Source organism: Arthrobacter sorbitolis, from assembly GCF_054510995.1.
The window spans coordinates 1-26743 of sequence record NZ_JBTNDM010000011.1; the positions used below are offsets into that span (position 1 = coordinate 1).

Below are 26743 nucleotides of genomic sequence, written 5' to 3' on the forward strand. Positions count from 1 at the left end.
TATCTCGACCGTCGACACGAACGAGGCCTTCCGGCGACTCCGTGCCCACGCCCGGGCGCACAATACGAGCCTGCGCGATACGGCGGAGGCGGTCCTGAACCGCACCCTCACGCTCTGACCCCGGCGGGAGCCCCGGTCGGGCCCGGTGGCCCCGGTCCGAAGGGGTCCCGAAGGCCGCCGTCGTCCACCCGCCGGCCTCCGTGGATTACCGGCCGAAGCTCCTCAGCCTCAGCGAGTTGGCGACCACGAGCACCGAGCTCGCCGCCATCGCCGCTCCGGCGAGCATCGGGTTGAGCAGCCCGAGGGCCGCGACCGGGATGCCCACGGCGTTGTAGAAGAACGCCCAGAAGAGATTCCCCTTGATGGTGCCGAGCGTGCGGCGCGAGAGTTCGATCGCCTGCGCCACCTGCTCCAGGCTGTTGCCCATCACCGTGAGATCGGCGGCCTCGATCGCCACGTCCGTGCCGGAACCCATCGCGATGCCGAGATCCGCCTGGGCCAGCGCCGCGGCATCGTTCACGCCGTCGCCCGCCATCGCGACGGTGGCCCCCGCGGCCTGGAGGTCGCGGATGGCATCGACCTTCTCCTCGGGCGTCACGCCGGCACGCACGTCCGACGCGTCGATTCCCACCGCTGCGGCGACCCGCAGGGCGACGGCGCGGTTGTCACCCGTGAGCAGCACCGGGCGGAGGCCGAGCCGTCGCAGGCGTCCGACGGCGGCCGCGGAGCCGTCCTTGACGGTGTCCGACAGCGTGATGAAGCCCGCCACGACGTCGTCGACCGCCACCCACACGGCCGTCACCCCCGTGTCCTCGGCGGCTCCGAACGCCGCGGTCTCGGTGTCGGTGGGGCGGATGCCGTTCCGGTCGAGCCAACCGGCACGCCCGGCGGTGACGGTGACGCCGTCGACCTCCCCGCGCACCCCGCCTCCCGGAGCGCTCGAGAAGCGGTGCACCTGCGGCAGCGGACCGGACGCCGCGGCGTGCCGCGCGATGGCCCGGGCGATCGGGTGCTCGCTCGCCGCCTCGACGGCGCCCGCCAGGCGCAGCATTCCGGCGGCGGAGAGATCGGCGGACGAGGCTGGAGCACCGGCGGGGCCGGCCAGGGCGACGACGTCGTCGACGGCCATGATGCCGGTGGTGACGGTGCCGGTCTTGTCCAGCACGATCGTGTCCACGGTGCGCGTGTCCTCGAGGACCTGCGGCCCGCGGATGAGGATGCCGAGCTGCGCGCCGCGGCCGGTGCCCGTCAGGAGCGCCGTCGGGGTCGCGAGTCCCAGCGCGCAGGGGCAGGCGATGACCAGGACGGTGACCGAGGCGGTGAACGCCGCGTCGAGGTCTCCGGCGAGGACGAGCCACAGCACGAAGGTGAGGATCGCGAGCACCAGGACCACGGGGACGAAGACGGCACTGATGCGGTCGGCGAGACGTGCGATACGCGCCTTGCCGCTCTGTGCCTGGCTGACCAGGCGGCCCATGGAGGAGAGCACGGTGTCCGATCCGACGCGGGTCGCGCGGACCACGAGCCTGCCGGAGGAGTTGATGGTGGCTCCGGTGACGGTGTCGCCCGGTGCGACCTCCACCGGGATGCTCTCGCCGGTCAGGAGGGCGGTGTCGACGGCGCTGTGGCCGTCGGTGACGACACCGTCGGTCGGGATCTTCTCCCCGGGACGCACCACGAACTCGTCGCCGGGGATCAGCCTGTCGGCGGGGAGGGTGACCTCGGTGCGCTCGCCGTCGACGGTGCGCAGCACGTGCGCCTCCTTGGCGCCGAGGCTCAGGAGCGACTTCAGCGCGTTCCCGGCGCGCTCCTTGGCGGATGCCTCGAGGAAGCGGCCGAGGAGCAGGAACGTCACGACGACGGCGGCGACCTCGAAGTAGAGCGAGGGCTCGTCCATGCTCATCCCCGTGATGCCGCCGTGCCGGGTGAGCGCAGGATCGGCGACGAGCTGCCAGGCCGAGAACAGGAAGGCGGCGGTGACGCCGATCGAGACGAGCGTGTCCATGGTGGAGGAGAGGTGGCGCGCGTTGATCGCCGCCGCGCGGTGGAACGGCCACGCGGACCACGTCACCACGGGCAGGGCCAGGGCGAGGACCACCCAGCCCCAGTCGGGGAACTGGAGGGCGGGCACCATGGAGATCAGCAGCACCGGGACGGCCAGGACCGCGGCGAGGACCAGGCGCGCTCCGAGGAGCGACGCCGGGGAGTCGTGGGCGTCGTCGCCCGGATGGTCGGGGTGCACCACGTGCGCGCCGTACCCGGTGGCGACGACGGTGTCGATGAGGTCCTGGTCGGTGACTGACGCGGGGACACGGACCACGGCGCTCTCGAGCGGCAGGTTGACGCTCGCCTCGACGCCGTCGAGCTTGCCGAGCTTCCGCTCGACCCGCCCCACGCAGGAGGCGCACGTCATGCCCTGGATGGCGAGTTCGACGACGCGCGACTCCTGCCCGGTGCCCGGGATCTGCTGGGTGGTCATGTCAGGACGCGGTTACCACGGTGTAACCGGCTTCGGCGACGGCTCCGTCGATCGACGCGGTGTCCAGCGGTGCGGAGGACGAGATGGTGGCGGTGGACGTGCCGCCGTTGACGAGGTCGACGTCGACGCTCTCGACGCCGGGCAGCTCCGACAGTTCGCTCTGCACGGCGCTGACGCAGTGGCCGCAGGTCATGCCGGTGATGCCGATCGTGGTGGTGGTCATGGTTCTTCTCCTTGGTGGTGGGGTCGAGGGGTGGTCTAGCGCAGGAGCCGGCCGATGGCCGCCGTCGCCTCCTGGACCTTCTCCTGCACGGCGTCGGTGCTGCCGGAGGCCTCGGACTCCCGGGCGGCTCCGACGACGCAGTGCGAGATGTGGTCCTCGAGCAGTCCCATCGAGACCGCGTGGAGTGCCTTGTTGACGGCTGCGACCTGGGTGAGGACGTCGATGCAGTACTGGTCCTCCTCGACCATGCGCGCGATCCCGCGGACCTGGCCCTCGATGCGCCGAAGCCGTTTGAGGTAGGCGTCCTTGTCCGCGGTATAGCCGTGCGATGCCGCGTGCCCGGTGTCGGGAATGCTCATGGTGGCTCCTCTCCTGCGTCAACAATACCCCCGGGGGGGTATAACCTGCCAGAGTGCGGCGCTATTCCCGCCGCGGATTCCCGCGTCGAGGGAACGCCCAGCGCCATGCCGTAGGTTGGCTGATGGCACACCCCCGATCCAAGGACGTTCATGACCCTCTCGCTGTCGGGCTGGCAGAAGCGAGTTCTCCTGGCCCTCACCGGAATCGCGGTCCTTGCGCTCTTCGCGCTGGCCTTCACCGCAGGACGCGTCTCCTCGGGCCCTTCCTATCCCGGTACCACCAGCCCGGATGCCGGGTTCGCCCGCGACATGCAGGTGCACCACAACCAGGCCGTCGAGATGTCCCTGATCGTCCGCGACAACATCGCCGACGAGACGCTGCGCTCGATCGCCTACGACATCGCCCTCACCCAGCAGCAGCAGGCCGGGCAGATGTACGCGTGGCTGGAGGAATGGAGCCTGGACCAGAGCAGTCCGCAGCCCCGCATGGCGTGGATGACCGGAGCCGGTCACGGCGGCATGGAGATGGGGGCAGGGACTGCGGGCATGACCCCCGAGGGCCTCATGCCCGGCATGGCGACCGGCGCCCAGCTCGACGAGCTGCGTGCAGCACGCGGGGAGGACGCCGAACGGCTGTACCTGAACCTGATGATCAACCATCACGAAGCGGGAGTGGACATGGCGAAGGCCGGCGCCGACCTCGCCGCGACGGAGCAGGTCCGCACCCTCGCCACGAAGATCCAGTCCGGCCAGCAGGCCGAGATCACGCTGCTGCAGAACATGCTCGACGCCCTGTAGCACGCCGGTCCGGGACGCGCCCGCGCGGTGGCCCCGGACTGACGAGCCCCGCCGGTAGATTGGTTCCCGGCGCTATCCGCCCCGCGGTCGACGCCGCACCCCCCAGCACGAAGGACATCCGTTGAACAAGAAGCGATCCCAGGAGAACCAGGACCGTCAGGCGCGCCTGGCAGCCATCCAGGCCGAGCAGCGTGCTGGCGAGCGCAAGCGCAACGCCCTGATCTTCGGCGGCATCGGCGCTGTGATCCTCGCCGTCATCATCGCGGTGACCCTCGTGATCGTGAACCAGGTCCAGGTGAACCGTGACCGCGAGGCCGCGGCCTCGCAGGGGATCGAGGGCGTCCAGGAGTACCCCGACGTCACGTTCGACCATGTCGAGGGCACGGTCGAGTACGAGGAGTCGCCTCCGGTGGGCGGGAACCACAACCCGGTCTGGACCAACTGCGGCGTGTACACCGAGCCCGTCCCCAACGAGAACTCGGTGCACTCCATGGAGCACGGCGCCGTGTGGGTCACGTACGACCCGGAGATGGACCAGGCGGAGATCGACAAGCTCACCGAACTGGTGGGGACGCGCTCCTACGTGCTGCTCAGCCCCTACCCGGGCCTCGACACCCCGATCGCCGCCAGCGCGTGGGGCCTGCAGCTGAAGGTCGACTCCGCCGACGACGCGCGGCTCGGCACCTTCCTCGACAAGTACATCCAGGGCGAGCAGACCCGCGAGCCCGGTGCGGCCTGCTCCGGCGGCATCACCCCTCCCGGGCTCGCCTCCTAGCTCCCCGCATGCCGGACGGCGCGGCGCACCGGGAACGGCGAGCCGCGCCGTCCCTGGCGAACTCCGCGTTTCCCCCGTGTGCGCAGGCCCGGTAGCGTGGCATCCGCGGGTGGCAGCAGGCTGCCCCGAGTGACCTGAGGGGAGAGAGCTGTGACCGACAACCAGACATTCGGGGACATCTCCCTGCCGGGGATGCTCCAGGACATGGTGCTCGAGAGCTCCGACATCAACGATTTCCTCCACGCGCTGGTGAAAGTGGCGGCGGATGCCCTCACGACCGGCGACACGGAGGTGTACTGCGGCATCACCCTCCTCCGACCGCGGTCCAGGACGACGGTCGCGAGCAGCAGCGAGCACGCCCAGCGCATGGACGAGGTCCAGTACGAGTTCGACGACGGCCCCTGCCTCCGCGCGGCCCGCGAGGGCCAGGCGTACGTCGTCCCCGACTTCCGCAGCGAATCGCGGTTCGGGGACTACACGGCCGCCATCATCGACCACGGGATCCGCTCGGCACTCGGCCTGCCCATCCCCCTCGACGGGCTCGCCGCGGCCGGGCTCAATTTCTACTCGCCGCAGCCCGGGGCCTTCGACGAGGCGGCGGTAGCGGCCGCCGGCGAGCTCGCCCGCGAGGCCTCGAAGTCACTGCGCATGGCCGTCCGGATCGCGCAGGCGGTGGACACGAGCAAGCACCTGCGGGCCGCGATGGACTCCCGGACGACGATCGACGTGGCCGCGGGCATCGTCATGGGGCAGAACCGGTGCAGCCACGCGACGGCGATGACCATCCTCAAGGCGGCATCCAGCGGGCGCAACATCAAGCTGGCGGACATCGCGGCGGCGGTCGTCACGTCGCTCGGCCAGCAGCTCCCCGAGACGCACTTCGACTCCTGACCCGGGACGCCTCGAAGCCCGACACGCGCCGGTCTGCGCTTGTCGGGCTTCGAGATGGGGCCCGTACTCAGGGGCGGACCTTGCCGTCCGGGCGGAACAGAGCCAGAAGGGCCACCCCGATGAGCACCATGCCGAATGCCGTCAACAGGCCGGCGCCGATGTTCAGTCCGGTGAAGGCCAGCCCCGTCGAGGTCAGCGCGGCTCCGGAAGCGGTGATGGTCGAATTCATTCCGTACATGATCAGTTGGATTCCTCTGCTGTGTATTGTGCTTCCCAGCGGTCGATGCGCCGCCGGGTGATCTTGGAGGTCAGGACGGCGAACCAGGAGGCGACGAACCACCCGGATCTCAGCCACATATACAATTCCTGGGGGAAGAATGATGCTGCGATCAGGACGTCCTTCCAGTCCCGGTGGGGAATCCGCAATGCCCGCTTGATATCCAGCGCGACGAAGAGGATGGGAACCAGCCACCAGAACAGGACGAATTCGAAGACTCCCAGCGAGAGCGCCAGAACGATGACCGCGATCCACAGGAGCTTGAGGAAGACACTCGACAGGCCCATGGCCTGCTGTCCCCAGTCCCGCAGGGTCAGCCGGTTGACGCCCAGGTCCAGGAGGTCCTCGACGGTGCCGACCTGCCACTTCATCCGTTGGCCCCATAGAGCCCTGACCGTCCTCATGGAGTCGGTGTAGGCCCGGACGTCCGGGGATACCTGGCACAGGTAGCCGAGCTCACGGATGCGGTAGGTCAACTCGAAATCCTCGACCTGGGACGTGTAGGCCCATGGCCCTTCGCGATCGTCCCGGGCAGCGATCTTCCGCAGGACGTCGTTGTTGATGGCGCACCCTGTGCCTGCCAGCACGCTGGTCCGGCCACGTCGCAGGGCCACGTCGGTCCACGTGGCGAATTCGGCCTTCTGCAGCCGGCTCAGGAAACCCGGCTGCTGCATCGTGAACTTCGACGACGAGCCACCCAGCAGCGCACTTCCCTCCGCAGCGAACTCCCTCGACCAGTTCCTTACGGCGTCGGGCGGCATCACGGTGTCCGCGTCCAGGCAGATGACGACGTCGGCATCCTGGGCGTACTCCATCCATGCCCTGTTTAGTGCTTCCGACTTGCGGTGCTCCAGACGGGGCAGTTCCATCACGGTCACCGGATACTTCCGGGCCTCCATCGCCGTCGAATCCGTGCACCCGTTGGGAATGACCACGATCAGGTCCGCCGGACGCGATTGGATCATCAGGGCGTCGAGTGTCGCCCCGATCGACCCGGCCTCGTTGTAGGCCGGCACCAGCACCACCACCCGGGACGATCGTTCGCGCCCGGGGGCCACCGCCGTCCGTGTGGCATCGGCTGCCGGCAGCATGGGATGCATGGTGCCGGGTTCCGACACATCGGTCGGGAACGGGGACAGTGCTGCAGGCACGGCGGACTCCTGAAGGGCTTGCGCAGACCCTCGACGGGTTGCAGGTTCGATGTGAGACGTCCTCGGACGACCCCTCGAGAAAGTCGCCCAGGTTCGGTGCGGATTCCCGGACATCAATTCACTCGTCTTCCGCTGCCGATTCTCGGGCAGCGTCGAATGCCGGTGTGAAAGGCATTCGCGAGTGGTCAGATGCCGCAATTGCTGGGGCTTCCGTTTCACCATCGACTTCCGGGTGATACGCAGGGCATCGAAGGACCGGAGAGGTTCTTGGGAACAAGTACATTGCATTGCGGGAGATACCGCGCGAGTAGGAGATCCGCGACTTCGCGGCCTCTTACTCATTCATGCGGCAGAAATTACTCGGACAGAAAAGGGGTTCACCGGGAATGCTTGTGGCGGACGCGGGGCCGTCGTAGCCTTCGATCCATGTCGCTGGACAGGCCCCTGACCGACTGGCTTCTCGCCTCCGATCCCACGCTCCGCTGGCAGGTGGAGCGCGACCTCGCCGGCGCGCCGGAGAACGTGTGGGCACGCACGCGGGAGCAGGTCGCGACGGAGGGGTTCGGCGCGCGGCTCATGGCGCAGCAGGACCCGGACGGGCAGTGGGCCGGAGGGGCGTTCTTCCCGAAGGACTTCGACCCGGAAGCGCCCGAGGCCGCCGGTCCGGGTGGGCAGCCGTGGACCGCCACCACCTGGTCCCTGACCAGCCTGAGGCAGTGGGGGCTCGACGCCGCCGCCCTGGGCGACACGGCCGAACGGATCCGGGCCGGCTGCCGCTGGGAGTACGACGACCTGCCCTACTGGGACGGCGAGGTGGATGCCTGCATCAACGGCATGACGCTCGCGAACGGAGCGTGGCTCGGCCTCGACATGGGTGCGCTGGCGGAGTGGTTCGTGGAGCGGCAGGCCGACGAGGGCGGCTGGAACTGCGCGTGGGTGGAGGGCTCCACGAGGGCATCCTTCCCGTCCACGCTGAGCGCCCTGGACGGGGTGCTCGACTACGAGATCCGTACCGGCGGGAGCCCGCGACTCACCGCTGCCCGGCATGCCGCCGAGGAGTACCTGCTGCGCCGGCGGCTGCTCTACCGGCTGTCCACGGGCGAACCCGTGGCAGCGTGGGTCGGTGCCTTCGCCTACCCGTTCCGCTCCTACTACAGCGCGCTGCGGGCGCTCGACTACTTCCGTCGCGCGACGCGGCACGACGCCATGGCGCCGGACCCCCGGCTCGGTGACGCCGTCGACCTCGTCCGGGCGGCCCGTGAACCGGACGGTACCTGGTTGCAGCAGCGCCGCCATCCGGGCCGCGTCTGGTTCGAGGTCGACGTGCCCGCGGGGGAGCCGTCCCCCTGGCTGACCTTCCACGCGGTGCGGGTGCTCGACTGGTGGGAGTCCGCCCTCGGACGCGACCTCGGGGTCCCCTAGAATGACCGTGAGCGGGACGCCGGTTCCGCTCCGTCGGCGCAGGGGGACCACCATGAAGGACGATCGCGCAGCAAGGACGGCCACTGCGGCCCTGGTGCTGCTCCTCCTGACGGGTTGCGGCGATGGGAAGCCTGCATCCGTCCCGGAACCGCCGCGCGAGGGCAACGTGCTCGACGCGGCCGACGTCCTCACCCCTGCACAGGAGGAGGAGCTGAACGCCCTCATCGACGCGCAGAACGCCCGCACAGACGCAGCGCGCGTGGCCGTCCTGACGGTGGAGGGCGCTGGCGGGTCCATCGAGGACTATGCCCGCTCGGTCGCGACCGATTGGGGCGTCGGCGACGACGGGGCTGACAACGGCGTCCTGGTGGTCGCGGATACCGGCGAGCGCGAGCTGCGCATCGAGACGGCCGACGGCGCACGCGAGGAGTTCTCCGACGACGACGCCGAGCAGGTCATCGAGGACGTCCTCGAGCCGGCGTTCGCCGACGAGGAGTACGCCGCGGGGCTGACCGAGGCCGTGGGCCAGATCTACGGCTATGCGCAGGGCCGGGGACCTGCAAAGGAGCCCTTCGACTGGGGGCTCTTCGCGGCAGTGGCGGGCGCTGTCGCCGTCCTCCTCGGGGCGATCGTCTGGGTCATCGCGGCGGACTCCCGCCGCCGTCGTCGTCTGTCGGACGAGGAGCTGCGGGCCGCCGAGGACGCCGATCCGGACCTCCGCCTGACGGACAAGCAGCGTGAGGACTACCGGAAGTACCGGTACAGCCACCGGGGCGCTGATGCGGTGAGCAATCCCGGTCTGTGGCTGCCCCTCTACATCGCCAACCCCGCGCTCTATTCCGGCGGCAGCGGGGGGAATTCCTCGGGTTCCTCGATGAACGGGGGCGGCGGTTTCAGCGGCGGCGGGGCTTCGGGAAGCTACTGACAGGCGACCGACCGGCTGCTGACCAGGTACGGGCAGTTACCGGCCGGTCGGGCGGAGCGGGCGGGCGCTGCTAGTCGACGGCCGCGCCGATCGGCTCGAGCACGACGTCCGGGAAGTCCTTCTTGAAGTGCCCCACCTTCCACTTGTCGCCAAACACCGCGACCATCTCTCCGTCGGACCGGAACAGGATCTCGCCGCCGCGGAAGGTCTGGGGGACGCCCTGGCTCTCCGGGGCCACGCGCATGGCGAGCGTGTAGGAGATGTGGTCGAGCGACGTCGGCGCGTTGAACTCGGTACCGAGCCGCTGGGCGGCGACCTCGAACTGCAGGGCGCCGACGGCGGCGAGCACGGGTGCCTGGTCGCCACGGAGGTCCGAGCGCAGCACCTGCACCACGCCCTCGTGCTCGAGCTGCTCGATGCCGCGCCGGAACTGCTTGTAGCGTCCCGGGTCCTTGGCGCGGGCGACGGCGAAGAGCTCGGGGGAGAAACGGGGGATGTCGGGGAACTGCACGGGCTGCTCGGCGAAGAGGCTGTCGCCCACGCGGAGGCTCGTCGCGTTCACGAGCCCGACGACGTCGCCCGGCCAGGCGGTGTCCACCACCTCGCGGCTGCGCCCCAGGACGCGGTGCGCGTACTTCGTGGCGAAGGGCTTGCCCGTGCGCTGGTTGGTGATGACCATGCCGCGCTCGAACGTCCCGGAACAGATCCGGAGGTAGGCGATGTGGTCGCGGTGCGCGCTGTCCTGGCCGGCCTGCACCTTGAAGACGAAGCCCGACATCGGTGCGTCGATGGGGCGCGGCTCCTCCTCCTTGGAGGGTCGCGGCGAGGGGGAGGGAGCCACGTCCACGAGGATGTCGAGGAGCTGGGACACGCCGAAGTTCTTGGCCGCGGCCGCGAACAGGACGGGCGTCTGGCGTGCCGCCTCGAACTCCTCGCGGTCGAAGGAGCCGTTCGAGGACTCCACGAGCCCCGATTCCTCGCGCGCGTCGAGCCAGACGCCCGCGTCACGCGGGTCCAGGGCATCGATGTCCACGTCGGTCTGCGCTGCGGCCTGTGCGCCACCGTCGACGGCCTGAAGGGCGATGGCCCGCTCCGCGCGCAGGTCGATCAGCCCCCGGAAGTCTCCGGCGATGCCTGCCGGCCAGGTCAGCGGCACGGGGGTCATGCCGGTGCGCTCGCCGACGTCGTCGATCAGGCCGAGGGCGTCCAGTCCCGGCCTGTCCCACTTGTTGATGACCGTGATGATGGGGATGTTCCGTGCCTTGCAGACGGCGAGGAGCTTCACGGTCTGCGGTTCGAAGCCCTTGGCGGCGTCGATGAGCATGACGGCGGAGTCGACGGCGGCGAGGACGCGGTAGGTGTCCTCGGAGAAGTCGGCGTGCCCCGGGGTGTCCACGACGTTGAGGATGGTGTCGCGGTAGGTCAGCTGCAGGGCGGCGGAGCTGATCGAGATGCCGCGCTCCTGCTCGATGCCCATCCAGTCCGAGACGGTGGCGTGCCGACTGGATTTGCCGTGCGTGACGCCGGCGTCCTGGATGGCGCGCGCCAGGAGCGCGAGCGCCTCCGTCAGCGTCGACTTCCCGGCGTCGGGGTGCGAGATGACGGCGAAGGTACGACGGCGTCCGGCCTCACGGCGGACGGCGTCTGCGTCGAGGACGGGGGATTCGGTTAGCAGGGCCACGCTTCCATTGTCCCCGATGACGGCGAGCGTCCCGCCGGGGAGGGCTCCTGTTCGCTGTGCGCATGGGTAGGGGAGCCGATCGGGGCCCCCGGCGGGGACGTCAGGTCAGCTCGAGCCGCATGAGGACCCGCGGGAACCCGTTCACGACGGAATCCGTCCCCGCCGCCTTCGTGAAGCCGGCCTCGTCGAAGAGCTTCCGCGTGCCGACGTAGGCCATGGTGGTGTCGACGCGGGCACCCCGGTTGTCCACCGGGTACCCCTCGATCGCCGGCGCTCCACAGGAGCGCGCGAAGTCGACCGCGCCTGTGAGCAGCCGGTGCGAGACCCCCTTGCCCCGCTGGCCGGGCCGCACGCGGATGCACCAGACGGACCACACGTCGACGTCGTCGACGTGCGGGATCGTGCGGCTGCGGGCGAAACCCGTGTCGGCACGCGGATGGACGGCGGCCCAGCCGACCACCTCGTCGCCCTCGTAGGCGAGCACGCCGGGCGGCGGGTCCTCGCGGCACAGGCGCTGCACGAGCTCACCCCGCTCCGGCCCCACCAGCGCCGCGTTCTGCTTCGCCGGGAGGCGATAGCTGAGGCACCAGCAGACGTTCGCGTCCGCGCGCCGGGGTCCCACCATCGCCGCGACATCGGCGAACGCCGTCGCCGGACGCACCTCGATCACCATGCACCCACTGTTCCACCCGCCTCCTCCGCCGACAACGGCCGCCCGTGAGCACCGCGCACGTCCGCGTCTACCCCGTGCGCCCTGCCCCCCGCAAGCCTCCGGGGCGACTTTCTTCCCGGCACGGGGCGACGAGTGGTAAGTAGGCTGATCATCGGGCTTTCGACAGGAGCCTTCCCCTACTTAAGGAACACCATGATGCGCAAGACCGCAGCCACCGCAGCCCTGACCCTGGCCGTACTGATGGGCATGGCAGCCCCCTCCACCGCCGCTGAAGAGACCGCTCCCGCCACGGAGCAGACCCAGCAGAGCGAAGAGGGCAACGGCGACGCAGGACTGTGGGGCCTCCTCGGCCTCCTCGGCCTGGCGGGCCTGCTCAAGAAGAACAAGAAGGAGCACGTGGATCACCGTGCCAACGGCGCCTCGAGCGTCAACGATCCGAACCGCGCCGGCCACTAGGTCGGGGTCCCGGCGGGCTCCCGGAGCACGCCTGAAAAGGACAGGGGTCCATTCCTTCAGGAATGGACCCCTGTCCCGTTCTGCTGACGCTCAGTGGTCGACGCGCTGCGCCGTCGTGCTCCGCAGGCTCCATGCAGCGAGGACCGACGCGCCGACCATGAGCAGCGCCGCGATGCCGGCCGTGACGGTGACACCGCTGTCGAAGGCATGGAACGCCGAGTCCCTGAGGAGCGATGCGCTGGTGGGGCCGAGCTGTGCAGCGACCTCCACGGCGCCGCCGAGCGTCTCGGTGGAGGACTCCGCCTGGGCGCTGCTGAGGCCCGGGGGCAGCAGCAGGTTCCGCTGGTAGGACGCCAGCAGGATGCTGCCGAGCACGGCGGTGCCGAGGACGGAACCCACCTCGTAGGCGGTCTCGGAGACCGCGGAGGCGGCACCGGCCTTTGCGGCCGGGACGGTCGAGAGGATGAGGTCGTTGGACACCGTCTCCGACGCGCCGACGCCGACGCCGAGGACGACGAACGCGATCATGAGGAAGCCGGCGGATCCGCCCTCCCCGAGCAGCGCGATCATCGAGTACGCGACGGCGGAGAAGAGCAGCGACACCGAGACGACGACGTGCGCCGGCAGGCGACGCGCGAGCGGCACGACGCCGAGGCCCGCGACGATCGTCATGAGCAGGCCCGGCAGCAGGACGAGGCCCGCGTCGAGCGGCGTGTAGCCGAGGACCAGCTGCAGGTGCTGCGACACGAAGAACAGGAACCCCACGAGCGAGAAGATCGCGAGCAGGTTCACCAGGACGGCGCCCGTGAAGGCCCTCACCGTGAACAGGCGCACATCCAGCATGGGATCGCGCCGCTGCAGCTGCCGCAGGACGAACACGGTGCCCGCTGCGAGACCGATGAACGCCGCGGTGACCGAGACGAGCAGCGGCCCGCCCTTCGCCAGGTTCTTGATGGCATAGACCACCGGCAGCATGGTCCCGATGGAGAGGACGATGCTCGCGTAGTCCACGCGCCCCGGGTTCGAGTCCTTCGACTCGGGGACGACGACGGGCGTCAGGGCGAGCATGAGCACGAGCACGGGTACCGCGAGGAGGAAGACGGAGCCCCACCAGAAGTGCTCGAGCAACAGGCCGCCGAGCAGGGGACCGAGGGCCGCTCCGGCGGAGAACCCCGCGGCCCAGACGGCGATGGCGATCCGGCGCTGGTTGCGGTCGGTGAAGATGTTGCGGATCAGCGAGAGCGTCGAGGGCATGAGCATGGCGCCGAAGACGCCGAGTCCCACGCGGGACGCGACGAGGAAGCCGGCGGTCGGCGCGAAGGCGGCGGCGACGGAGAACAGGGCGAAGCCGGCCGCGCCGATGATGAGCAGGCGGCGCCTGCCGAAGCGGTCACCGAAGCTGCCCATCGCCACCAGGAGTCCCGCCAGGACGAGCGGGTAGCTGTCCACGATCCAGAGCAGCATGGTGCCGCTCGTGGCGAAGTGCCGGGAGATCTCCGGCAGGGCGAAGCTCAGCACGGTGTTGTCGACCGAGACCAGCAACACCGGCAGCATCAGCACGGCGAGAGCGAACCATTCGCGGCGGCCGGCAAGGGAGGGGGAGGAGGACTGAACGGCACGCGGGTTCACCTCGGACACACGTGCGGAGGGGGAGGGTGTAGTGGTCATGCTCCAAGACTATACCGTCCAGCCGGTACAGTACAAGAAAGGTGACCGGTATCATGAACGGGTGTCCAGTTCCCGTGAGCGCATCCTCGACAGCTTCGAAAACGCGTTGATCCGCGACGGCGAGCGGGCCGCCACCATGGAGGCGGTCGCCGCCGCAGCCGACGTCTCCAAGGGCGGACTGCTCTACCACTTCCCCTCGAAGGAGGCCCTCGTGGACGGCCTCGCGGACCGTCTCCGCGGGCTGGCCGACCGCGACCGCGACGCCATGGCCTCGGCGGAGGACGGAGCGGCCCGCTACTACGTCCGTACCTCCGTCTTCGAGGACAGCGCCCTCGACAGGGCGCTCGTCTCCATGGCACGGCTCGCCCAGCAGGGCCACCCCACCGCCAAGTCCTCCCTCGCCGAGATCCAGGAGGGATGGCTCGGCGCACTCCAGGCACAGCTCGGCGACCGGACCGCCGCGCGGGCCGTCAAACTGCTCGGTGACGGGCTCTACTACGACGCCGCCTTCTTCGCCACGGACGGCGCAGGACGCACCAGCCGCGACGAGATCGAGGAGCTGCTCGACGTCGTCGACCTCATCGTCAGCCGGCGCGGCAACGAACCGGCGAACCCCTGACAGCCGCGGGCCCGACCGGGCACCGCGGAGCCGCCCGTCCGACACCTGTCCACGACCACGAGAGGACCGCATGATCCAGGGCTTCCGCGACTTCATCCTGCGCGGCAACGTCATCGAGCTGGCGATCGCCGTCGTCATCGGCAGCGCCTTCACGGCACTCGTCGGGGCGTTCACCGCGAACATCATCAATCCGCTCATCGCCTCGGCCGGCGGCATCGACGCCTCGGGCCTCGGCTTCCGCGTCCGAGCCGGCAACGACGCCACCTTCGTGGACATCGGCGCCGTCATCACGGCCGGGGTGACCTTCCTCATCACCGCCGCCGTCGTGTACTTCCTCTTCGTGGTACCCATGAACCGCGCGACTGCACGCCTCCACGCACACGCCGCCGCGCGGGAGGTCGAGCAGGAACCGATGCCCGTCGACACGGCCCTCCTCACGGAGATGCGCGACCTGCTGCGGGAGATGGCCGCGCGGGACGCCCGGCGATGACCGGAGTGGCGGCGTCCGAGCGGGTTCCGCGGGTCGTCCCGCTGCGGGCGGGGGTGCGCCTCGCGGTGGCCGCCGTCGTCCTCGTCGCCGTCACGGCGACTTTCCTCGACACGGCCTCCCGCGGTGCCGTCAACCCGTTCAACTTCTTCGGGTTCTTCACGATGCAGAGCAACATCGCGGCCGCCGTCGTCCTGCTCCTCGCGGCTGTCCTGCACCTGCGGGGCGCCGACGGTCCCGAGTGGCTCGTGCCGGTCCGGGCCGCCGTGACCACGTACATGCTCGTCGTCGGCGTGGTCTACAACCTGCTGCTCGCGGGGCTCGCCGGTGGAGTCGAGCTTCCGTGGGCGAACTGGGTGCTGCACGTGGCCTTCCCGATCTATGCGCTCCTGGACTGGGTGGCGACGGGCGACCGCCGGCCGTTGTCCTACCGCGTGCTCCGCTTGATCCTCGCCTACCCGCTGATCTGGCTCCTGGTGGTGCTCGTGCGGGGGGCCACCGACGGCTGGGTCCCGTACCCGTTCCTCGATCCGGCGTCCGGCTATGCCTCGGTGCTGCTCCACGCGGTCGGTATCGCCGCCGCGATCGGCGGTTCCGGTGCCCTCGTCATCCTCGTCAGCAGATCCGCGGATCCCGTCGCGGGCCTCGCTGCGAGGGTACGGCGCAGCCGGGACTGATCCGCAGGACACTCCTCAGGGAGCGTGGTCCGTGGAGTGCGCGGCCACGGCTGCCAGCTCGGACAGCCGGTGGGCGCGCGCGGATTCGGCGGCCGTGAAGGGTTCCCCGATCCGGGAGAACACCATCGGCTCCCCGGCGGGGGAGGGGATCTTCAGGAACTCGGACCCCTCGACGAACGACCTGACGGCGGGCGACGGCGACATCACCGGTTCGGCCATGAGCAGCTCCGCGACGGCGTAGCGCAGTTCGAGTGGGTCCTGTGCGACACGGCAGGCGAGTGAGAGAGCCTTCGTCTGCCCGTCGGCGAGAGCCAGGGCGGTGGACGGCCACACCCGGGCCGAGATGCAGCCGCCGGCCGAGAAGGCCCGGACGAGGTCCTGCTCGTCCACACCCGCGGGCACGGCGAGGACGAACTCGTCGACGCTCGCCGGTGCGCCGGGGTGGATGTGGAGCGAGAGGATGTTGATGCCGCGCCGCGCCAGCTGGTGCGAGATCCGCTCCAGGGACCCCGGACTGTCGTCGACCAGGGCCCGCGCACGCCAGAGATCGGTCGCCGTATCGAGGCGCCGGCGTTGTCTCAGGGCCGGCGCGTGGAGCCAGCTCCGCAGGAACCTCATGACCGAGGGTTCCGCCACCCAGATCACCAGCGCGGTGGCGGTGAGCGCGAGGAGGAGGACCTTGAGCGGGTAGCTGAGGTGGGTCTGGACCACCACGGCATGGACGGCCAGCTCGATGGGCAGCATGACTGCGACGTTGGCGAGCGTCAGCCGGACCTTGCCCGGCTCGGGCAGCTGCCCGCAGGAATCGCAACGGAGGGAAGCGGCAGTGGAACCTGATGAGCGCGTCATGACTTCATCGTGGAAGGCGCCCGTTTCGACGGCGTTGCCGCCCTGTTCCATGACGAACAACTTGACGTACGGGCGACCTGACCGGACGGCTCCCTCAGCCGGTGTTCCCGCCGAGGACGTCCACGTGGACGTGGTCGAGGTGGCGCAGGATCTCGTTGCCGGGCTCGGGTGCGTCGTAGTCGTGCCACTGCCCTCGTGCGAGGTGCGCGCTCCAGAACCGGTCGTCGAAGATCACGTACTGGATGTCCAGGTCCTCGGCATGGGCGACCAGCCAGTGCGCGAGGATCCACCCGTCCCGGCGGTTCTCCTCGGACACCGGGCGGAAGAAGACGTCGACGGCGCGGCCGTCGTAGTGGGTCGAGTCCCCGCCGTGCCCCTGGCCGACGCCGCCTGGCGCGAACCCGCCCAGGCTCTGGTCCCCGAACACATCGGCCATCTCCGCGCGTACCTGCTCGGCGCGGGGTGTGAGGCCGCTGGCGGTGAGCTGCTCCACCGGCAGGTCCGTGGCCGCCGATCCCCGGCAGCTCAGGCTGGGACCCGCGTCATGGATCGGCCCGTCGGCGAGCTGCTGCAGCACCGCCTCATCGATGCCGGCGGTGTCGGGCGCCTCGAGGCCACGGGCCGCGAGCGCCACGGCCGTCGTGGCGAGCTTCGCCTCGTCCCGGTCCAGCCCGATCGTCCCGCCGGGAGTCCCGACCGTGCACTCGGAGCTCACGGACGACAGCACGCCGCCCGCGGTGCGCACGCTGCCGAGCAGGCCGGGCCCGAGGAGGACCACCGCCGACGCCAGCACCCCGAGCATCAGAACGCCCAGGAACAGCCGGAGTGGGGGACGCCGCCGGCTCCGCAACCCGTCGTCAGGGGTCATGAGGCAGGTCCAGCCGCTGTGCGGCAGCTCCGGGGGCGTCCGTCCCGGCCGAACCGCGGGCCGATGCGAGCCCGAGGAGCCCGGCCCCGATCATGGCAGTCCGGCTGACGATGATGCACTCCTCGTGTGGGTGAAGGGCTGCGCCGGCGATTCGACGAAGGGCAGCTGACTCCTTAACTCGATGACCGAGCCCGGAAGTTCCCGGAAGGCACGGATCCCTGGGCGCCCCAGTGCGTTCTGCAGCCGCCCGCTATCGATGCTTCTGAGCCGCGGTGATCAGCTCCGCCGTCGGCGGAGTTGCGCAGGGTTCAGTGTCCGAGGATCAGCGCGTTCAGTCGCAGCTGCCATTCCCTGTTCGACCAGAAGGGGTGGTGCGGTGCCGCGTTCGATCCCAGGACCATGCCCCAGACCCCGTGTTCGAGGGCGGTCCTGATGCCGTGCTCCGCCAGTTCCCGGCCGATGGGTCCTTCCTCGAACGTGCCATGGAGTGGCGTGTAACCGATCCAGCCTTCACCGACGATCGCCGGGATCTGTCGCCAGCGCGCCCATCCGGCGACGGCGATGACCCGCGATTCGATCTCCCGGCGCATGACCTCGCGGTAGGCACCGTACTCGTTGTAGAGCCACGCGTCCCACGCCTCGGTGTCGATCCAGTCGTAGCCGTACACCATCTGGTCGGTCACCACGGTGGCCGCGAACTTCCACTCTGCCGGCCGCCCGTAGTGGGTGGGCGTCGGGGCACCGGGCCGCAGGAGGGCGGTGAGTTCCGGATTGGGGAAATCAGGGCTGTTCTGGGACCGTATGTCGATCCTCTTCTGGAGCGCGTCGAGGACTCCGTAGCTGTAGATGTGGAATTGGGCCGCCCCGAGGCTGTCCGGGAGCTCATGCATCGTGAGGTGGGGAGGCTTTCCGTAGCTCGCCGTGATCAGGAGGTCGGGATGAAGATCCCGGAGGCGTCGCACGGCCTCACCGCCGCCGTCCTGGAGTCCGGGCAGGATGGAGAAGTCGACTTCGTTGTGGACCTCGACGAGTGCTATCCGCTGCCGATGGCCCGCGTCGGTGAGGGCGAGAATCAGTCGGTCCCACGCGCCGGCGAGGAGGGCGTACCGGTCCGGGAGGGGGACCGCGTCGATCGCGCGGAACCAGTCCTCCGATCGAGCGAAAGCAGGGGACTGCTGGTACTCCCAGCTGGCGAGGACGACGACGAGGCCGTGCCTGGACGCCGCATCGAAGAGCTCGATCAGGCGTTCCTGCAGGTCGAGCGTGTAACCGCCCGGGGCGTCGTACCAGCGGGTGCGTTGCCCGAAGTACCCGCCGTCCGGCCGCGGGCCCAGGCCCTCGATCTCCAGGGCCGACGCGAGGTCCGCCAGACCGAGGTTCCCGAAGAGCAGCAGGGGGGCTGCGCAGATCCTGATGGTGTTGTATCCCAGCGCTGCCGTTGCCGCGCATGCCGCATCGAGATCGGCGTAGGGCCCGCCTGCCTCTGCCCGGGTGTACCAGGAGAAGTCCCACAGGCTGATGGTGAGCCGGGAGGGAAGGTGCTCGGGAACCGGTCCGGTCAGACCCGTGGGGGAGGGATCGACGGTTCCTGGTCCGAGGTATCGGTCGCTCATGATGCGGTCAGCTCCTTCGCTTGGAGGCACCTGCCGCGGTCGGCGAGAGCCCTGAGTCGGTGGGCCAGCAGCTCCCGGTCCGTCCCGGCGGTGCGCGTGAACAGCAGCAGCTCAGGCAGTGAGGTGGCGAAGTAGTCGACCTCCGGACCAGCCTTCTCGAGGTCCGACGCCCTGCGCTCGAGGTCCAGCCAGACCTCGGTCGCCTCATGGTCGCGGCCGAGCCTGAGACAGGCCACCCCCCGCCAGTAGTCCTCGTGGTCGATCGTCCGGTTCACGGCCCGGGGACCCGGGCCTTCGCAGGCCCGGGCATAGGCGACCCGCGCCTCCTCGACGTCGCCCGACGCCCCGAGTGCATCTCCGAGCAGAACGAATCGTTCGGCGAGGCTGCCCGCGGGGTGGCGTCCTTCGGCCAGGTTCGAGGGGGCCTCGATCCCCTGCCTCAACAAGCGGGCTGCAGCGGAGGGCTGCGCATCGAGGAGGCGCCGGGCAGCAGCAAGGGACGCCCGATCATAGGCCGCAAGCGCCTCTCCCTCCCCACCTTCGAAGGGCTGGAAGATTCGGTCCCGCATGATGGCGAGCGCATCCTCGGCCCGGTCCGCGTCCACGAGCAGGTTGACGTAGTGGAGTGCCAGGTCGTCGCGGACGAGCACCGACGGCCCGCACTGCTCGATCCGCTGCAGCCGCGACTCGAGGGGCTCGTCGGTCAGGGAGGCCAGGAGCGCGCGCTCGAAGACGAGGCGGGGGTCTCCGGCTCTGAGGGTGAGTGCCCGGTCGAAGTAGGCGACTCCGGCCGCGACGGACCCACCGCTGTTGATCGTGGCCACGCCCGCGTTCCGCCAGGCCACGGGGTCCGTGGAACCCATCCGGGTCGCCCGTTCGAGTACCCGGTGTGCGTCCGCTGTGCGACCGGCATCGAGCAGCCAGGCTCCGAGCAGTGCGTGGGCGACGTCGTCGGATGGTTCAGCGGTGATTGCGGCGACCAGGGCGTCGAAGTCGTCGAGGCCGGAGGGGAACGCGTACTTCGTCGTCGTCCGTCGGGCCTCCCCTCGTTCAGCTGCCGCTGCTGCCCGGTCGCCGAGGGCCTGGAACCAGTGCGCCCTGAGATAGTGCCGCATCGGTTCCTGGTTGCCGAAGGTGCTCGGTGACGACACCAGGACGGTCCGGGTGAGGTCCAGCGCGCCCGTCGTGTCACCGAGCCGCCGGATCTCGCAGGCGACGGTCAGGACGGTCCGCGGATCGATCGGCGCGAACTCTCCCGTGAGGGCCTGGGCGACGGGGTCGAGCGGGTCGGCGGCGAGCCTCTGTCGCAGCAGGTGTTCGGCCGCACGATGATCACCCTTCCGCCGCAGCGCAACGACCGCCGCGTGTTGCGCCGCAGGACTTGCGGAGTCGTGCTGCCTCGCCTGATCGGCCTGCTCGAGGGCTTCGGAGGTCCTGTGCGTCCGAAGTGCCACGCGGGCTGCACCGAGGTGGGAAGGGTGCGCCCAGGCGCTGTCCCAGGCAGCCTTCCTGAAGAGGTCCTCTGCTTCCACGAGACGCCCGGCTCGTTCGGCGAGAAGACCGAGCCTGTAGTGCGCCTCCCCGGTCGGTGGATTGAGGTTCCGGCTGGTCAGGCGGTCGAGTGCTCTCGTGTAGAGTCCCGAGGCCGCGTCGTAGTCCCCCCGGTGGTGGTACCAGGCTCCGAGGGCGAGGCATGCCCGGGAATCGCGCGGATCGCGGCGCAGTACCTCTTCGAAGTAGGGGGCTGCGGATCGCGTCGGATGGCGGTTCTGCTGGAGGTGGATGCCGGTGAGGTAGAGCTCGTCGGCCGAGGCCAGCTCCGCCGGCGGTGCCGGCTCGCTCGCAACCCACGGCTCCTCGCCCCCCTGATCCTCGGGGTCGAGGAGCGGAGGGTCGGGCTGCTCGGGTGGCATCGTCCAGCGGATGAGCTCGACGTCGTCGACGAGGACGCGCACTGTGAGCGATGCTGGGGCCAGGGCGGAGGGAAGATGCACGGGCATCGTGAAGGGCCGGTCAGGTGCGATCGGCGTCACCGTCTCCCAGACGGGCGCACCCCCGCTGGTGAGGATGATCCGGGCTTCCTTGAGGACGACCGCGCTCGCGACGCCCACCTGGACAGCATGCCCGCCTGCCGGCCCTTCGCCCGTACGGCGCAGGGAGAGTGCGAGGTCCCGGGTCGCCTGCTGAGCGGGCCCGATGGCTCGGATGGGGTACCAGTTCTGGCTGAAGGTCCGCGTCTCGCCGGGTGCGAGGTAGCTGAAGTCCGGTTGGTTGTCGGTGAAGACCCCGGCCATGAGTTCCACGTAGGGGCCGTCCGTATCCGTGAGGAGCCGGTCCCAGGCGTGCCCTACGGGACCGTTGCCCCAGGTCCACTGCTTCTTCCCGGGGGCGATGGAGCGGGGGGCCCAGTGGACGAAGCCGGCTCCGGCCCGATGGTCGTAACCTCCGAAGAAGTCATCACGACTTTCCGTGACCATGTACGAGGTGGGAACAGGGATGTTCGCGTAGTAGTCGATCCGGTCGGCGTCAGGTCGGGACGGGCTGACGCCTGCAGGGTAGTCGACCCCGTAGTAGGGCCGGTCCGCGCGGGGGAAAGCAGTGATGGCTCGTCGCGCATGGTCCGCCACGTAACGCACGTCCACGGGGAAGAACGACTGGTAGTCCTCGTGCACATGGGCGGCCACGTTGGCCCACCACAGGAAGGTCTGCGGCTCGTCGGTGCGGTTGTAGAGCCGGACGGGCACCTCGATGTGCGAACTGTCGGGACGGATCCGGATGCCATGGCTGCCGCGCATCCGCTGCAGGGGGTCGATGTCGCTCTGCCAGACGGTCACCGCGCCCTCCTCGGACCGGTCGACAGCCGTCTCGACCGGTAGGTAGGTACCCGGGCGGTGGTGCTGGGGCCAGTTGAACTCGACCCCGCCGGAGATCCACGGTCCCGCCAGGCCGACGAGGGCCGGTTTGATGACGTTGTTGCGGTAGAAGAAGTCGTATCCGTTGGTCTTGTCGTAGCCGATATGGATCCGTCCCCCGAGCTCGGGCAGGACCATCAGCCGGATCCACCGGTTCTCGAGGTGCACCGCCTGCCAGAGGCGGGGCTCCTTCGTCGCCGAGATCCGGTCGGTGAACGGGATGGGGTACACCCGTCCGCTGGAACCCTGATACACGCGTCGGTCCAGGAACATCGGATATTCATCCGGTTCTGCGGGCGCATAGGTGTCGATGAGGACCGCTTCGCTCCAGCAGGCCACGCCGCCTGCATCGAGAAGACGCTGCTGATCCTCGGGCGCAGGGGGAAGGACGATGGAACTCTGGACGTCATCGGCATGGCTCACAGGATCAACAGTAGGAACGGGTCGCCCCTACCGCCATGGCACATAATGAAATATGCATGGACGATCCTATACGCCCCACCCTGTCGAGGGACGGGCTGCGGGCTTCGATGACCAGCGCCTGGTCGTCGTCCCGCGTCCTCTGGTCAGGGAGGCGCTCAGCCGTCCGGTCACCCGTCGGATGATCGTCACCGATGCAGGGTTCTTCCCGACTGCTACCGGTCACGGGCGGCACCGGCCGAGGGGAGCACCTGAGACCATCGTCATGCTCTGCACGGCGGGCAGCGGGTGGGTCGAGGTTGCCGGCGTCCGGATGCGGGTGGCGAAGTCGACGGCGGTCGTCCTCCCCGGGAACACCGGTCTGCCACACGCGTACGGCGCCGACGAGGACGATCCATGGACGATCTGGTGGTGCCACGTCCGGGGAACGGATGTGCCGGAGCTCATTGCCGAGGCCGGCGTCACGCCCGACCGGCCTCTGATCGGGTTGATCGCCGTGGATCGGTTGACGGCCGTGCTCGATGAGATCATCAGCGCGCTGGAACGTGACCAGTCACCTGCGCGTCTGATCGCGACGGCCGGGATGGCGTGGCGTCTGCTGACCTCCCTGGCCGTGGATCGCAGGTCCCCCGAGCAGGGGACGCCCCTGGAACAGGCGATGCGCTTCCTCGAGGAACGCATCGACGGGGCGATCCGTGTACCTCATCTGGCCGCGGTCGTCGGCGTGTCGTCGTCCCAGCTCAGCAAGCTGTTCCGGGAGGCGACCGGGGGAGGCGTCCTCGCGCACCATCTGGCCCTGAAGATGGCGCGTGCCCGGCGCCTCCTGGATACGACCGAGCTGTCCGTGAAGCAGGTGGGACAGGAGATCGGGATGTCCGACCAGTTCTACTTCTCCCGTCAGTTCAGTCGCCTGCACGGGTCGAGCCCGAGTGCCTACCGATCGGAGCGGAAGGGATAGGAGGAAGGGGCTGCAGGTCCGCCGGACGGACGAAGGCTGCGGGGGAGGGCCGGCGGGGGCTGTGTTCACCCCTTGGTGGCACCCGCGGTCAGGTCGGCCTTCCAGAAGCGCTGCAGTCCGATCATGAGCGCCACCAGCAGGATCGCCGAGAGCGCCGACCCGGTCACGACCAGTTGGTAGAACGCGGGATCGCGCTGGGTCTGCGAATTCCACAGGGTCAGTCCGAGCGTGAGGGGGAACGTCCTCGTCTCGCTGAGCATGACCAGCGGCAGCAGGTAGTTGTTCCAGATCGTCACGAACTGGAAGAGGAAGATCGTGACCAGTGCCGGGGTCATCATGCGGGCCGCGATGGCCCCGAAGATGCGCAGGTCGCCGGCACCGTCGATGCGGGCGGCCTCGAGGATCTCGTCCGGTACCGCGGCATTGGCATGGATACGGGCGAGGTAGACGCCGAAGGGGCTGACCATACTGGGAAGAAGGACCGACCAGTACGTACCCGTGAGGTCGACGGCGTTGAGGAGGAAGTAGAGCGGCAGCGCGATCACCGTAGCGGGGACGAGCACTCCGCCGAGAATGATCGAGAACAGCAGCTCACGGCCCTTGAAGGGGAATTTCGCGATCGCGTAGCCGCAAGCGGCGGAGAGGACCGTCGCTGCCAGGGCGCCGACCGCGGAGTACAGGATGCTGTTGAGGACCCAGGAGGTGAAGATGCCGCCGTCCTGGGTGAAGACGTTGCCGATGTTCTGCCAGGCCTGGGGCGAGTCCGTGAACCAGAGGCCGAAGCTGCTGAACAGTTCTCCCGGGCTCTTGGTCGCCGCCACGAGGACCCAGAGGATGGGCAGGAGGAAGTAGAGGGCGGCGATGATGAGCACGCCGTTCACCACGAGGGTGCTGGTCAGCGGCGGGCGTATCGGCCTGCTGGTTCTCACCATGCGCGGTCTCCTGTGCGGTTCACGAGCCGGAGGAACCCGAAGGAGAAGGCGAAACCGAGGAGCGCCACGAGAACAGCCATGGCGGCGGCCAGGTTGGGGTTCCCCTGGGAGAACGACTGGTTGTATGCAGCGAGGTTCGGGGTGTAGTCGGAGCTGATCGCCGTCGTCAGTGGCCTGAGGACGAGTGGTTCCACGAAGAGCTGGAGGGTGCCGATGATCGTGAAGACGGTGATCAGGATGACGGAGGGGCGTACCAGCGGCAGTTTGATACGCCAGGTGATCGCCCAGTCGGAGGCGCCGTCGATCTTCGCTGCCTCGTAGAGTTCCGAGGGAATCGCGTTGAGGGCCGCGATGAGGATGAGCATGTTGTAGCCGGCGAAGCCCCACAGGGCGATATTGGCGATCGCGAAGAGGATGCTGTCGGTGCTGAGCGGGTTCAGGTCGATGCCCACGGAGGACAGGATCTGCAGGATCGGGCTGGTCGCCGGGATGTAGAGGAAGCCCCAGAGCAGGGCGGCGATGACTCCGGGCACCCCGTACGGAATGAAGAAGACGACCCGGAAGAGCCGGGGGAGCCGGGCGCTGGCGGAGTCGATCAGCAGCGCGAGGGCGACCGCGGTGACGACCATGAGCGGTACTTCGATGGCCGCGAAGGCCAGGAGCCGCCCGAGGCTCTCACGGAAGGACGCATTGCCGAGGGCGGCAGCGTAGTTGTCGAAGAGGACGAAGGTCTTCTCGGGCGCCCCGAAGCCCAGTCCTGATGCTTTCGTGGAGAAGAGGCTGTCATTGATCGCGTAGACGATGGGGGCGATGAAGAACGCGGCGAACATGACTGCGAACGGCGCGACCATCACCAGCACGGCTGCCCTGGAGTGACGGAGAGGCTGGGCCCGTGCCGTCACGGGGGTGCGGGGGCTGCTGCCGGAGGGTGTCGAGGCTGGGGCGGGGCGCTCGATGCGCCCCGCCGCTCGGGTCTGGCTCAATTGACCGCGATTCCCTTGTCCTCGAGAGCGGCGGTCATGTCGTCCTGCGTGCTGTTGTAGGCATCCTTGAGCGGCGTCCCGCTCTCGACGGCTGTCTTGACGTTGTCGCTGAGCGAGGCGAACAGGGTCGAGGACAGGGGAGGCCACTTCCAGGTGTTGTCGACGCTCTTGTCGGACTCGGCGAAGACGTCCCAGATGTCCTGACCGCCGTAGAAGGCGAAGACCTCCGGATCGTCCTGGAGGGACGCGATGGAGCTGGTGTCGGCGATGGCCGGCCATCCTGCTCCGACGCTGGTCAGGATGCTGACGCTCTCCGGGTCGGAGTTCAGCCAGGCCGCGAACTCCGCCGCTTCCCTGGGATGGTCCGAACCCTTGAGGACGGCACTGGCGGAACCGCCGGCCCAGGTCGCGGAGACGTTCTCGCCGGCCTCCCACTGGGGCATGGCGCCGACGGCCCACTGCCCTGCCGTATCCGGTGCCGTGCCTCGGAGGATGGCGTCGGCCCAGGATCCCGAGATCCACGAGACGACGTTGCCGTTCTGGATGTCCGCGTTCCATTCGCTCGAGAAGTCCGCTTCGATCTTCACGAGGTCCTCGTCGATCATCCTCTGCCAGAAGTCCGCGACCTTGAGGGTTTCGTCGTCGTCGATGGTGACGGTCCAGGCATCGTTCTCGGCGGCGAACCAGTTCCCGCCACCCTGCTGGGACAGGCCGATGAGCCAGGGTGCCTGGTTGAAGGCGAATGCCGTGATGTACCGGTCGGGGTCGGAGGCCCGGATCTTCTTGGCGGCTTCGTAGTACTCGTCCCACGTCGTGGGATAGGTGATACCGAGGGAGTCGAAGACGTCCTTGCGGTAGAACTGGCCGAGCGGCCCACTCGCCTGCGGGACTGCATAGACGCTGTCGTTGAAGACCCCGGTCTCCCATTGCCAGGGCACGAACTCGTCCTCCTGATCGCCGACGTACTCGGTGATGTCCTCGAGCGCATCGTTGACGAGGAAGTCCGGGATCGCGTCGTATCCGAGCTGGGCGACATCGGCCGGGTTGCCTGCCTGGACGGCGGACAGCATCTTGGCGTACCCGCCGTCGGGTCCGGCGGTGATCGTCTCCAGGGTGACATTCACGTCGTCCTGGGAAGCGTTGTAGGCGTCGACGGCCTGATCGATGTTGGGGACCCAGGACTGGAAGGTGATGTCCACGGGGCCCTCCTGCGCGGCGGGTGCGGCCTCGCCGCCGGAACTGCTGCAGGCAGTGAGCCCACCGGAGAGGACGATGATCACCGATGCGGCCAGGACCGACCGGCGGCTCGAGAAGTGGTTGCCGAACATTACATGCTCCTTTGCACTGCAGGACGGGAAGGGACCCGACGAGTCCGCTGCGGCAAATCTAGGCGTGGAGGAGTTCGTCCGACATAGGTATATGCGCTGGGAATATGGACGATCCTGTACATGTGCCCGCGCAAGTTTGATTCGACGGCGCGCTTTGCTTAGATGATCCCCGTGCCACACCGTGCGGCATCGGCTCCTCGCGGAGCCGCCTGAGCGCTGCCGAGGCGGTGCGTCAGGCAGGGAAGCCGGCTGGACGGCCGGCGGGAGGTCCACAGCCAGTGATGACGAGTAGGCCGGGAGCCGCCCTGGGGATCGATGG

26 protein-coding genes are annotated in these 26743 nt (G+C 69.2%); 11 read left to right on the forward strand and 15 right to left on the reverse strand.

Annotation, left to right across the window (positions count from 1 at the left end; all coding sequences use genetic code 11):
* The first annotated feature begins 1 nt into the window (after position 1).
* Positions 2-118: an ANTAR domain-containing protein gene (locus ACX80K_RS15065; protein WP_459272790.1), complete on the forward strand. Its 117-nt coding sequence runs from the start codon at positions 2-4 to the stop codon at positions 116-118.
* A gap of 87 nt (positions 119-205) precedes the next feature.
* On the opposite strand, the gene ACX80K_RS15070 is transcribed toward ACX80K_RS15065, so the two are convergent.
* The 3 genes from ACX80K_RS15070 to ACX80K_RS15080 are packed head-to-tail and all read right to left on the reverse strand — an operon-like array spanning position 206 to position 3061.
* On the reverse strand, positions 206-2479 hold the full coding sequence (locus ACX80K_RS15070) for a heavy metal translocating P-type ATPase (protein ID WP_459272706.1): 2274 nt from the start codon (positions 2477-2479) through the stop codon (positions 206-208).
* A 1-nt stretch (position 2480) separates the two neighbouring features.
* Positions 2481-2702 (reverse strand): heavy-metal-associated domain-containing protein, encoded by a 222-nt coding sequence (locus ACX80K_RS15075; RefSeq protein ID WP_459272707.1) that lies wholly within the window; start codon positions 2700-2702, stop codon positions 2481-2483.
* A 35-nt stretch (positions 2703-2737) separates the two neighbouring features.
* The gene (locus ACX80K_RS15080; RefSeq protein WP_459272708.1) at positions 2738-3061 is read right to left on the reverse strand and encodes a metal-sensitive transcriptional regulator; all 324 of its coding nucleotides are present in this window, start codon (positions 3059-3061) and stop codon (positions 2738-2740) included.
* A 150-nt stretch (positions 3062-3211) separates the two neighbouring features.
* Here ACX80K_RS15080 and ACX80K_RS15085 point away from each other — a divergent pair, with 150 nt between their 5' ends.
* The 3 genes from ACX80K_RS15085 to ACX80K_RS15095 all read left to right on the forward strand — a co-directional run bounded on the left by ACX80K_RS15085 (position 3212) and on the right by ACX80K_RS15095 (position 5525).
* On the forward strand, positions 3212-3859 hold the full coding sequence (locus ACX80K_RS15085) for a DUF305 domain-containing protein (protein WP_459272709.1): 648 nt from the start codon (positions 3212-3214) through the stop codon (positions 3857-3859).
* A 121-nt stretch (positions 3860-3980) separates the two neighbouring features.
* Complete coding sequence (locus tag ACX80K_RS15090) at positions 3981-4634, forward strand: DUF3105 domain-containing protein (RefSeq protein ID WP_459272710.1); 654 nt, start codon at positions 3981-3983, stop codon at positions 4632-4634.
* Positions 4635-4784: 150 nt separating this feature from the next.
* Positions 4785-5525, forward strand: coding sequence for a GAF and ANTAR domain-containing protein (locus tag ACX80K_RS15095; RefSeq protein WP_459272711.1), 741 nt, complete (start codon positions 4785-4787; stop codon positions 5523-5525).
* A gap of 67 nt (positions 5526-5592) precedes the next feature.
* Here the strand turns inward: ACX80K_RS15095 and ACX80K_RS15100 are convergent, their stop codons facing one another.
* A complete protein-coding gene (locus ACX80K_RS15100) occupies positions 5593-5754 on the reverse strand; it encodes a hypothetical protein (protein WP_459272712.1) in 162 nt (53 codons plus the stop codon).
* A gap of 11 nt (positions 5755-5765) precedes the next feature.
* Positions 5766-6953, reverse strand: a complete 1188-nt coding sequence (locus ACX80K_RS15105) for a glycosyltransferase family 2 protein (protein ID WP_459272713.1) — start codon at positions 6951-6953, stop codon at positions 5766-5768.
* A 426-nt stretch (positions 6954-7379) separates the two neighbouring features.
* On the opposite strand from ACX80K_RS15105, the gene ACX80K_RS15110 reads away from it, so the two are divergent.
* Positions 7380-8375 (forward strand): squalene cyclase, encoded by a 996-nt coding sequence (locus tag ACX80K_RS15110; protein WP_459272714.1) that lies wholly within the window; start codon positions 7380-7382, stop codon positions 8373-8375.
* Positions 8376-8427: 52 nt separating this feature from the next.
* The gene (locus tag ACX80K_RS15115) at positions 8428-9300 is read left to right on the forward strand and encodes a TPM domain-containing protein (RefSeq protein WP_459272715.1); all 873 of its coding nucleotides are present in this window, start codon (positions 8428-8430) and stop codon (positions 9298-9300) included.
* A 70-nt stretch (positions 9301-9370) separates the two neighbouring features.
* Here ACX80K_RS15115 and ACX80K_RS15120 read toward each other — a convergent pair whose 3' ends face one another.
* Together ACX80K_RS15120 and ACX80K_RS15125 are read right to left on the reverse strand one after the other, a co-directional pair.
* Entirely contained in the window at positions 9371-10981 is a 1611-nt protein-coding gene (locus tag ACX80K_RS15120) for a peptide chain release factor 3 (protein WP_459272716.1), read from the reverse strand.
* Between the two features lie 100 nt (positions 10982-11081).
* Positions 11082-11654 (reverse strand): GNAT family N-acetyltransferase, encoded by a 573-nt coding sequence (locus ACX80K_RS15125; protein ID WP_459272717.1) that lies wholly within the window; start codon positions 11652-11654, stop codon positions 11082-11084.
* A 192-nt stretch (positions 11655-11846) separates the two neighbouring features.
* Here ACX80K_RS15125 and ACX80K_RS15130 point away from each other — a divergent pair, with 192 nt between their 5' ends.
* Entirely contained in the window at positions 11847-12110 is a 264-nt protein-coding gene (locus ACX80K_RS15130; RefSeq protein WP_459272718.1) for a WGxxGxxG family protein, read from the forward strand.
* Positions 12111-12200: 90 nt separating this feature from the next.
* Here ACX80K_RS15130 and ACX80K_RS15135 read toward each other — a convergent pair whose 3' ends face one another.
* Complete coding sequence (locus ACX80K_RS15135) at positions 12201-13778, reverse strand: MFS transporter (protein WP_459272719.1); 1578 nt, start codon at positions 13776-13778, stop codon at positions 12201-12203.
* Positions 13779-13839: 61 nt separating this feature from the next.
* Between ACX80K_RS15135 and ACX80K_RS15140 the strand changes: the two genes are divergently transcribed.
* The 3 genes from ACX80K_RS15140 to ACX80K_RS15150 all read left to right on the forward strand — a co-directional run bounded on the left by ACX80K_RS15140 (position 13840) and on the right by ACX80K_RS15150 (position 15561).
* A complete protein-coding gene (locus ACX80K_RS15140; protein WP_459272720.1) occupies positions 13840-14397 on the forward strand; it encodes a TetR/AcrR family transcriptional regulator in 558 nt (185 codons plus the stop codon).
* A 70-nt stretch (positions 14398-14467) separates the two neighbouring features.
* A complete protein-coding gene (gene mscL, locus ACX80K_RS15145) occupies positions 14468-14887 on the forward strand; it encodes a large conductance mechanosensitive channel protein MscL (protein ID WP_459272721.1) in 420 nt (139 codons plus the stop codon).
* Positions 14884-15561 (forward strand): Pr6Pr family membrane protein, encoded by a 678-nt coding sequence (locus ACX80K_RS15150; RefSeq protein WP_459272722.1) that lies wholly within the window; start codon positions 14884-14886, stop codon positions 15559-15561. The genes mscL and ACX80K_RS15150 overlap by 4 nt, the downstream gene beginning before the upstream one ends.
* 15 nt (positions 15562-15576) lie before the next feature.
* Here the strand turns inward: ACX80K_RS15150 and ACX80K_RS15155 are convergent, their stop codons facing one another.
* The 4 genes from ACX80K_RS15155 to ACX80K_RS15170 form a co-directional block, all read right to left on the reverse strand.
* The gene (locus ACX80K_RS15155) at positions 15577-16410 is read right to left on the reverse strand and encodes an amino acid-binding protein (RefSeq protein ID WP_459272723.1); all 834 of its coding nucleotides are present in this window, start codon (positions 16408-16410) and stop codon (positions 15577-15579) included.
* Between the two features lie 94 nt (positions 16411-16504).
* Positions 16505-17278 (reverse strand): hypothetical protein, encoded by a 774-nt coding sequence (locus ACX80K_RS15160; RefSeq protein ID WP_459272724.1) that lies wholly within the window; start codon positions 17276-17278, stop codon positions 16505-16507.
* A 308-nt stretch (positions 17279-17586) separates the two neighbouring features.
* The gene (locus ACX80K_RS15165) at positions 17587-18891 is read right to left on the reverse strand and encodes a cellulase-like family protein (protein ID WP_459272725.1); all 1305 of its coding nucleotides are present in this window, start codon (positions 18889-18891) and stop codon (positions 17587-17589) included.
* Complete coding sequence (locus ACX80K_RS15170; protein WP_459272726.1) at positions 18888-22226, reverse strand: DUF5107 domain-containing protein; 3339 nt, start codon at positions 22224-22226, stop codon at positions 18888-18890. Before ACX80K_RS15170 ends, ACX80K_RS15165 begins: the two co-directional genes overlap by 4 nt.
* Positions 22227-22278: 52 nt before the next feature.
* Here ACX80K_RS15170 and ACX80K_RS15175 point away from each other — a divergent pair, with 52 nt between their 5' ends.
* Positions 22279-23181, forward strand: coding sequence for an AraC family transcriptional regulator (locus ACX80K_RS15175; RefSeq protein ID WP_459272727.1), 903 nt, complete (start codon positions 22279-22281; stop codon positions 23179-23181).
* A gap of 65 nt (positions 23182-23246) precedes the next feature.
* Here the strand turns inward: ACX80K_RS15175 and ACX80K_RS15180 are convergent, their stop codons facing one another.
* Genes ACX80K_RS15180 through ACX80K_RS15190 form a run of 3 tightly spaced genes read right to left on the reverse strand, consistent with a single transcriptional unit; the run spans position 23247 to position 26424 of the window.
* Positions 23247-24113 carry a carbohydrate ABC transporter permease gene (locus ACX80K_RS15180; RefSeq protein ID WP_459272728.1) on the reverse strand — a complete coding sequence of 289 codons (867 nt, stop codon included), beginning with the start codon at positions 24111-24113 and terminating at the stop codon, positions 23247-23249.
* A complete protein-coding gene (locus tag ACX80K_RS15185; protein ID WP_459272729.1) occupies positions 24107-25096 on the reverse strand; it encodes a carbohydrate ABC transporter permease in 990 nt (329 codons plus the stop codon). The genes ACX80K_RS15180 and ACX80K_RS15185 overlap by 7 nt, the downstream gene beginning before the upstream one ends.
* A complete protein-coding gene (locus ACX80K_RS15190) occupies positions 25093-26424 on the reverse strand; it encodes an ABC transporter substrate-binding protein (RefSeq protein WP_459272730.1) in 1332 nt (443 codons plus the stop codon). Before ACX80K_RS15190 ends, ACX80K_RS15185 begins: the two co-directional genes overlap by 4 nt.
* Between the last annotated feature and the right edge of the window lie 319 nt (positions 26425-26743).

Coding starts and splice junctions, on each gene's coding strand:
- ACX80K_RS15070 (WP_459272706.1), bottom strand. CDS start 2,479: ATGACCACCCAGCAGATCCCGGGCACCGGGCAGGAGTCGCGCGTCGTC.
- ACX80K_RS15075 (WP_459272707.1), bottom strand. CDS start 2,702: ATGACCACCACCACGATCGGCATCACCGGCATGACCTGCGGCCACTGC.
- ACX80K_RS15080 (WP_459272708.1), bottom strand. CDS start 3,061: ATGAGCATTCCCGACACCGGGCACGCGGCATCGCACGGCTATACCGCG.
- ACX80K_RS15085 (WP_459272709.1), top strand. CDS start 3,212: ATGACCCTCTCGCTGTCGGGCTGGCAGAAGCGAGTTCTCCTGGCCCTC.
- ACX80K_RS15100 (WP_459272712.1), bottom strand. CDS start 5,754: ATGAATTCGACCATCACCGCTTCCGGAGCCGCGCTGACCTCGACGGGG.
- ACX80K_RS15110 (WP_459272714.1), top strand. CDS start 7,380: ATGTCGCTGGACAGGCCCCTGACCGACTGGCTTCTCGCCTCCGATCCC.
- ACX80K_RS15115 (WP_459272715.1), top strand. CDS start 8,428: ATGAAGGACGATCGCGCAGCAAGGACGGCCACTGCGGCCCTGGTGCTG.
- ACX80K_RS15125 (WP_459272717.1), bottom strand. CDS start 11,654: ATGGTGATCGAGGTGCGTCCGGCGACGGCGTTCGCCGATGTCGCGGCG.
- ACX80K_RS15130 (WP_459272718.1), top strand. CDS start 11,847: ATGATGCGCAAGACCGCAGCCACCGCAGCCCTGACCCTGGCCGTACTG.
- ACX80K_RS15135 (WP_459272719.1), bottom strand. CDS start 13,778: ATGACCACTACACCCTCCCCCTCCGCACGTGTGTCCGAGGTGAACCCG.
- mscL (WP_459272721.1), top strand. CDS start 14,468: ATGATCCAGGGCTTCCGCGACTTCATCCTGCGCGGCAACGTCATCGAG.
- ACX80K_RS15150 (WP_459272722.1), top strand. CDS start 14,884: ATGACCGGAGTGGCGGCGTCCGAGCGGGTTCCGCGGGTCGTCCCGCTG.
- ACX80K_RS15155 (WP_459272723.1), bottom strand. CDS start 16,410: ATGACGCGCTCATCAGGTTCCACTGCCGCTTCCCTCCGTTGCGATTCC.
- ACX80K_RS15160 (WP_459272724.1), bottom strand. CDS start 17,278: ATGACCCCTGACGACGGGTTGCGGAGCCGGCGGCGTCCCCCACTCCGG.
- ACX80K_RS15165 (WP_459272725.1), bottom strand. CDS start 18,891: ATGAGCGACCGATACCTCGGACCAGGAACCGTCGATCCCTCCCCCACG.
- ACX80K_RS15175 (WP_459272727.1), top strand. CDS start 22,279: ATGCATGGACGATCCTATACGCCCCACCCTGTCGAGGGACGGGCTGCG.
- ACX80K_RS15180 (WP_459272728.1), bottom strand. CDS start 24,113: ATGGTGAGAACCAGCAGGCCGATACGCCCGCCGCTGACCAGCACCCTC.
- ACX80K_RS15190 (WP_459272730.1), bottom strand. CDS start 26,424: ATGTTCGGCAACCACTTCTCGAGCCGCCGGTCGGTCCTGGCCGCATCG.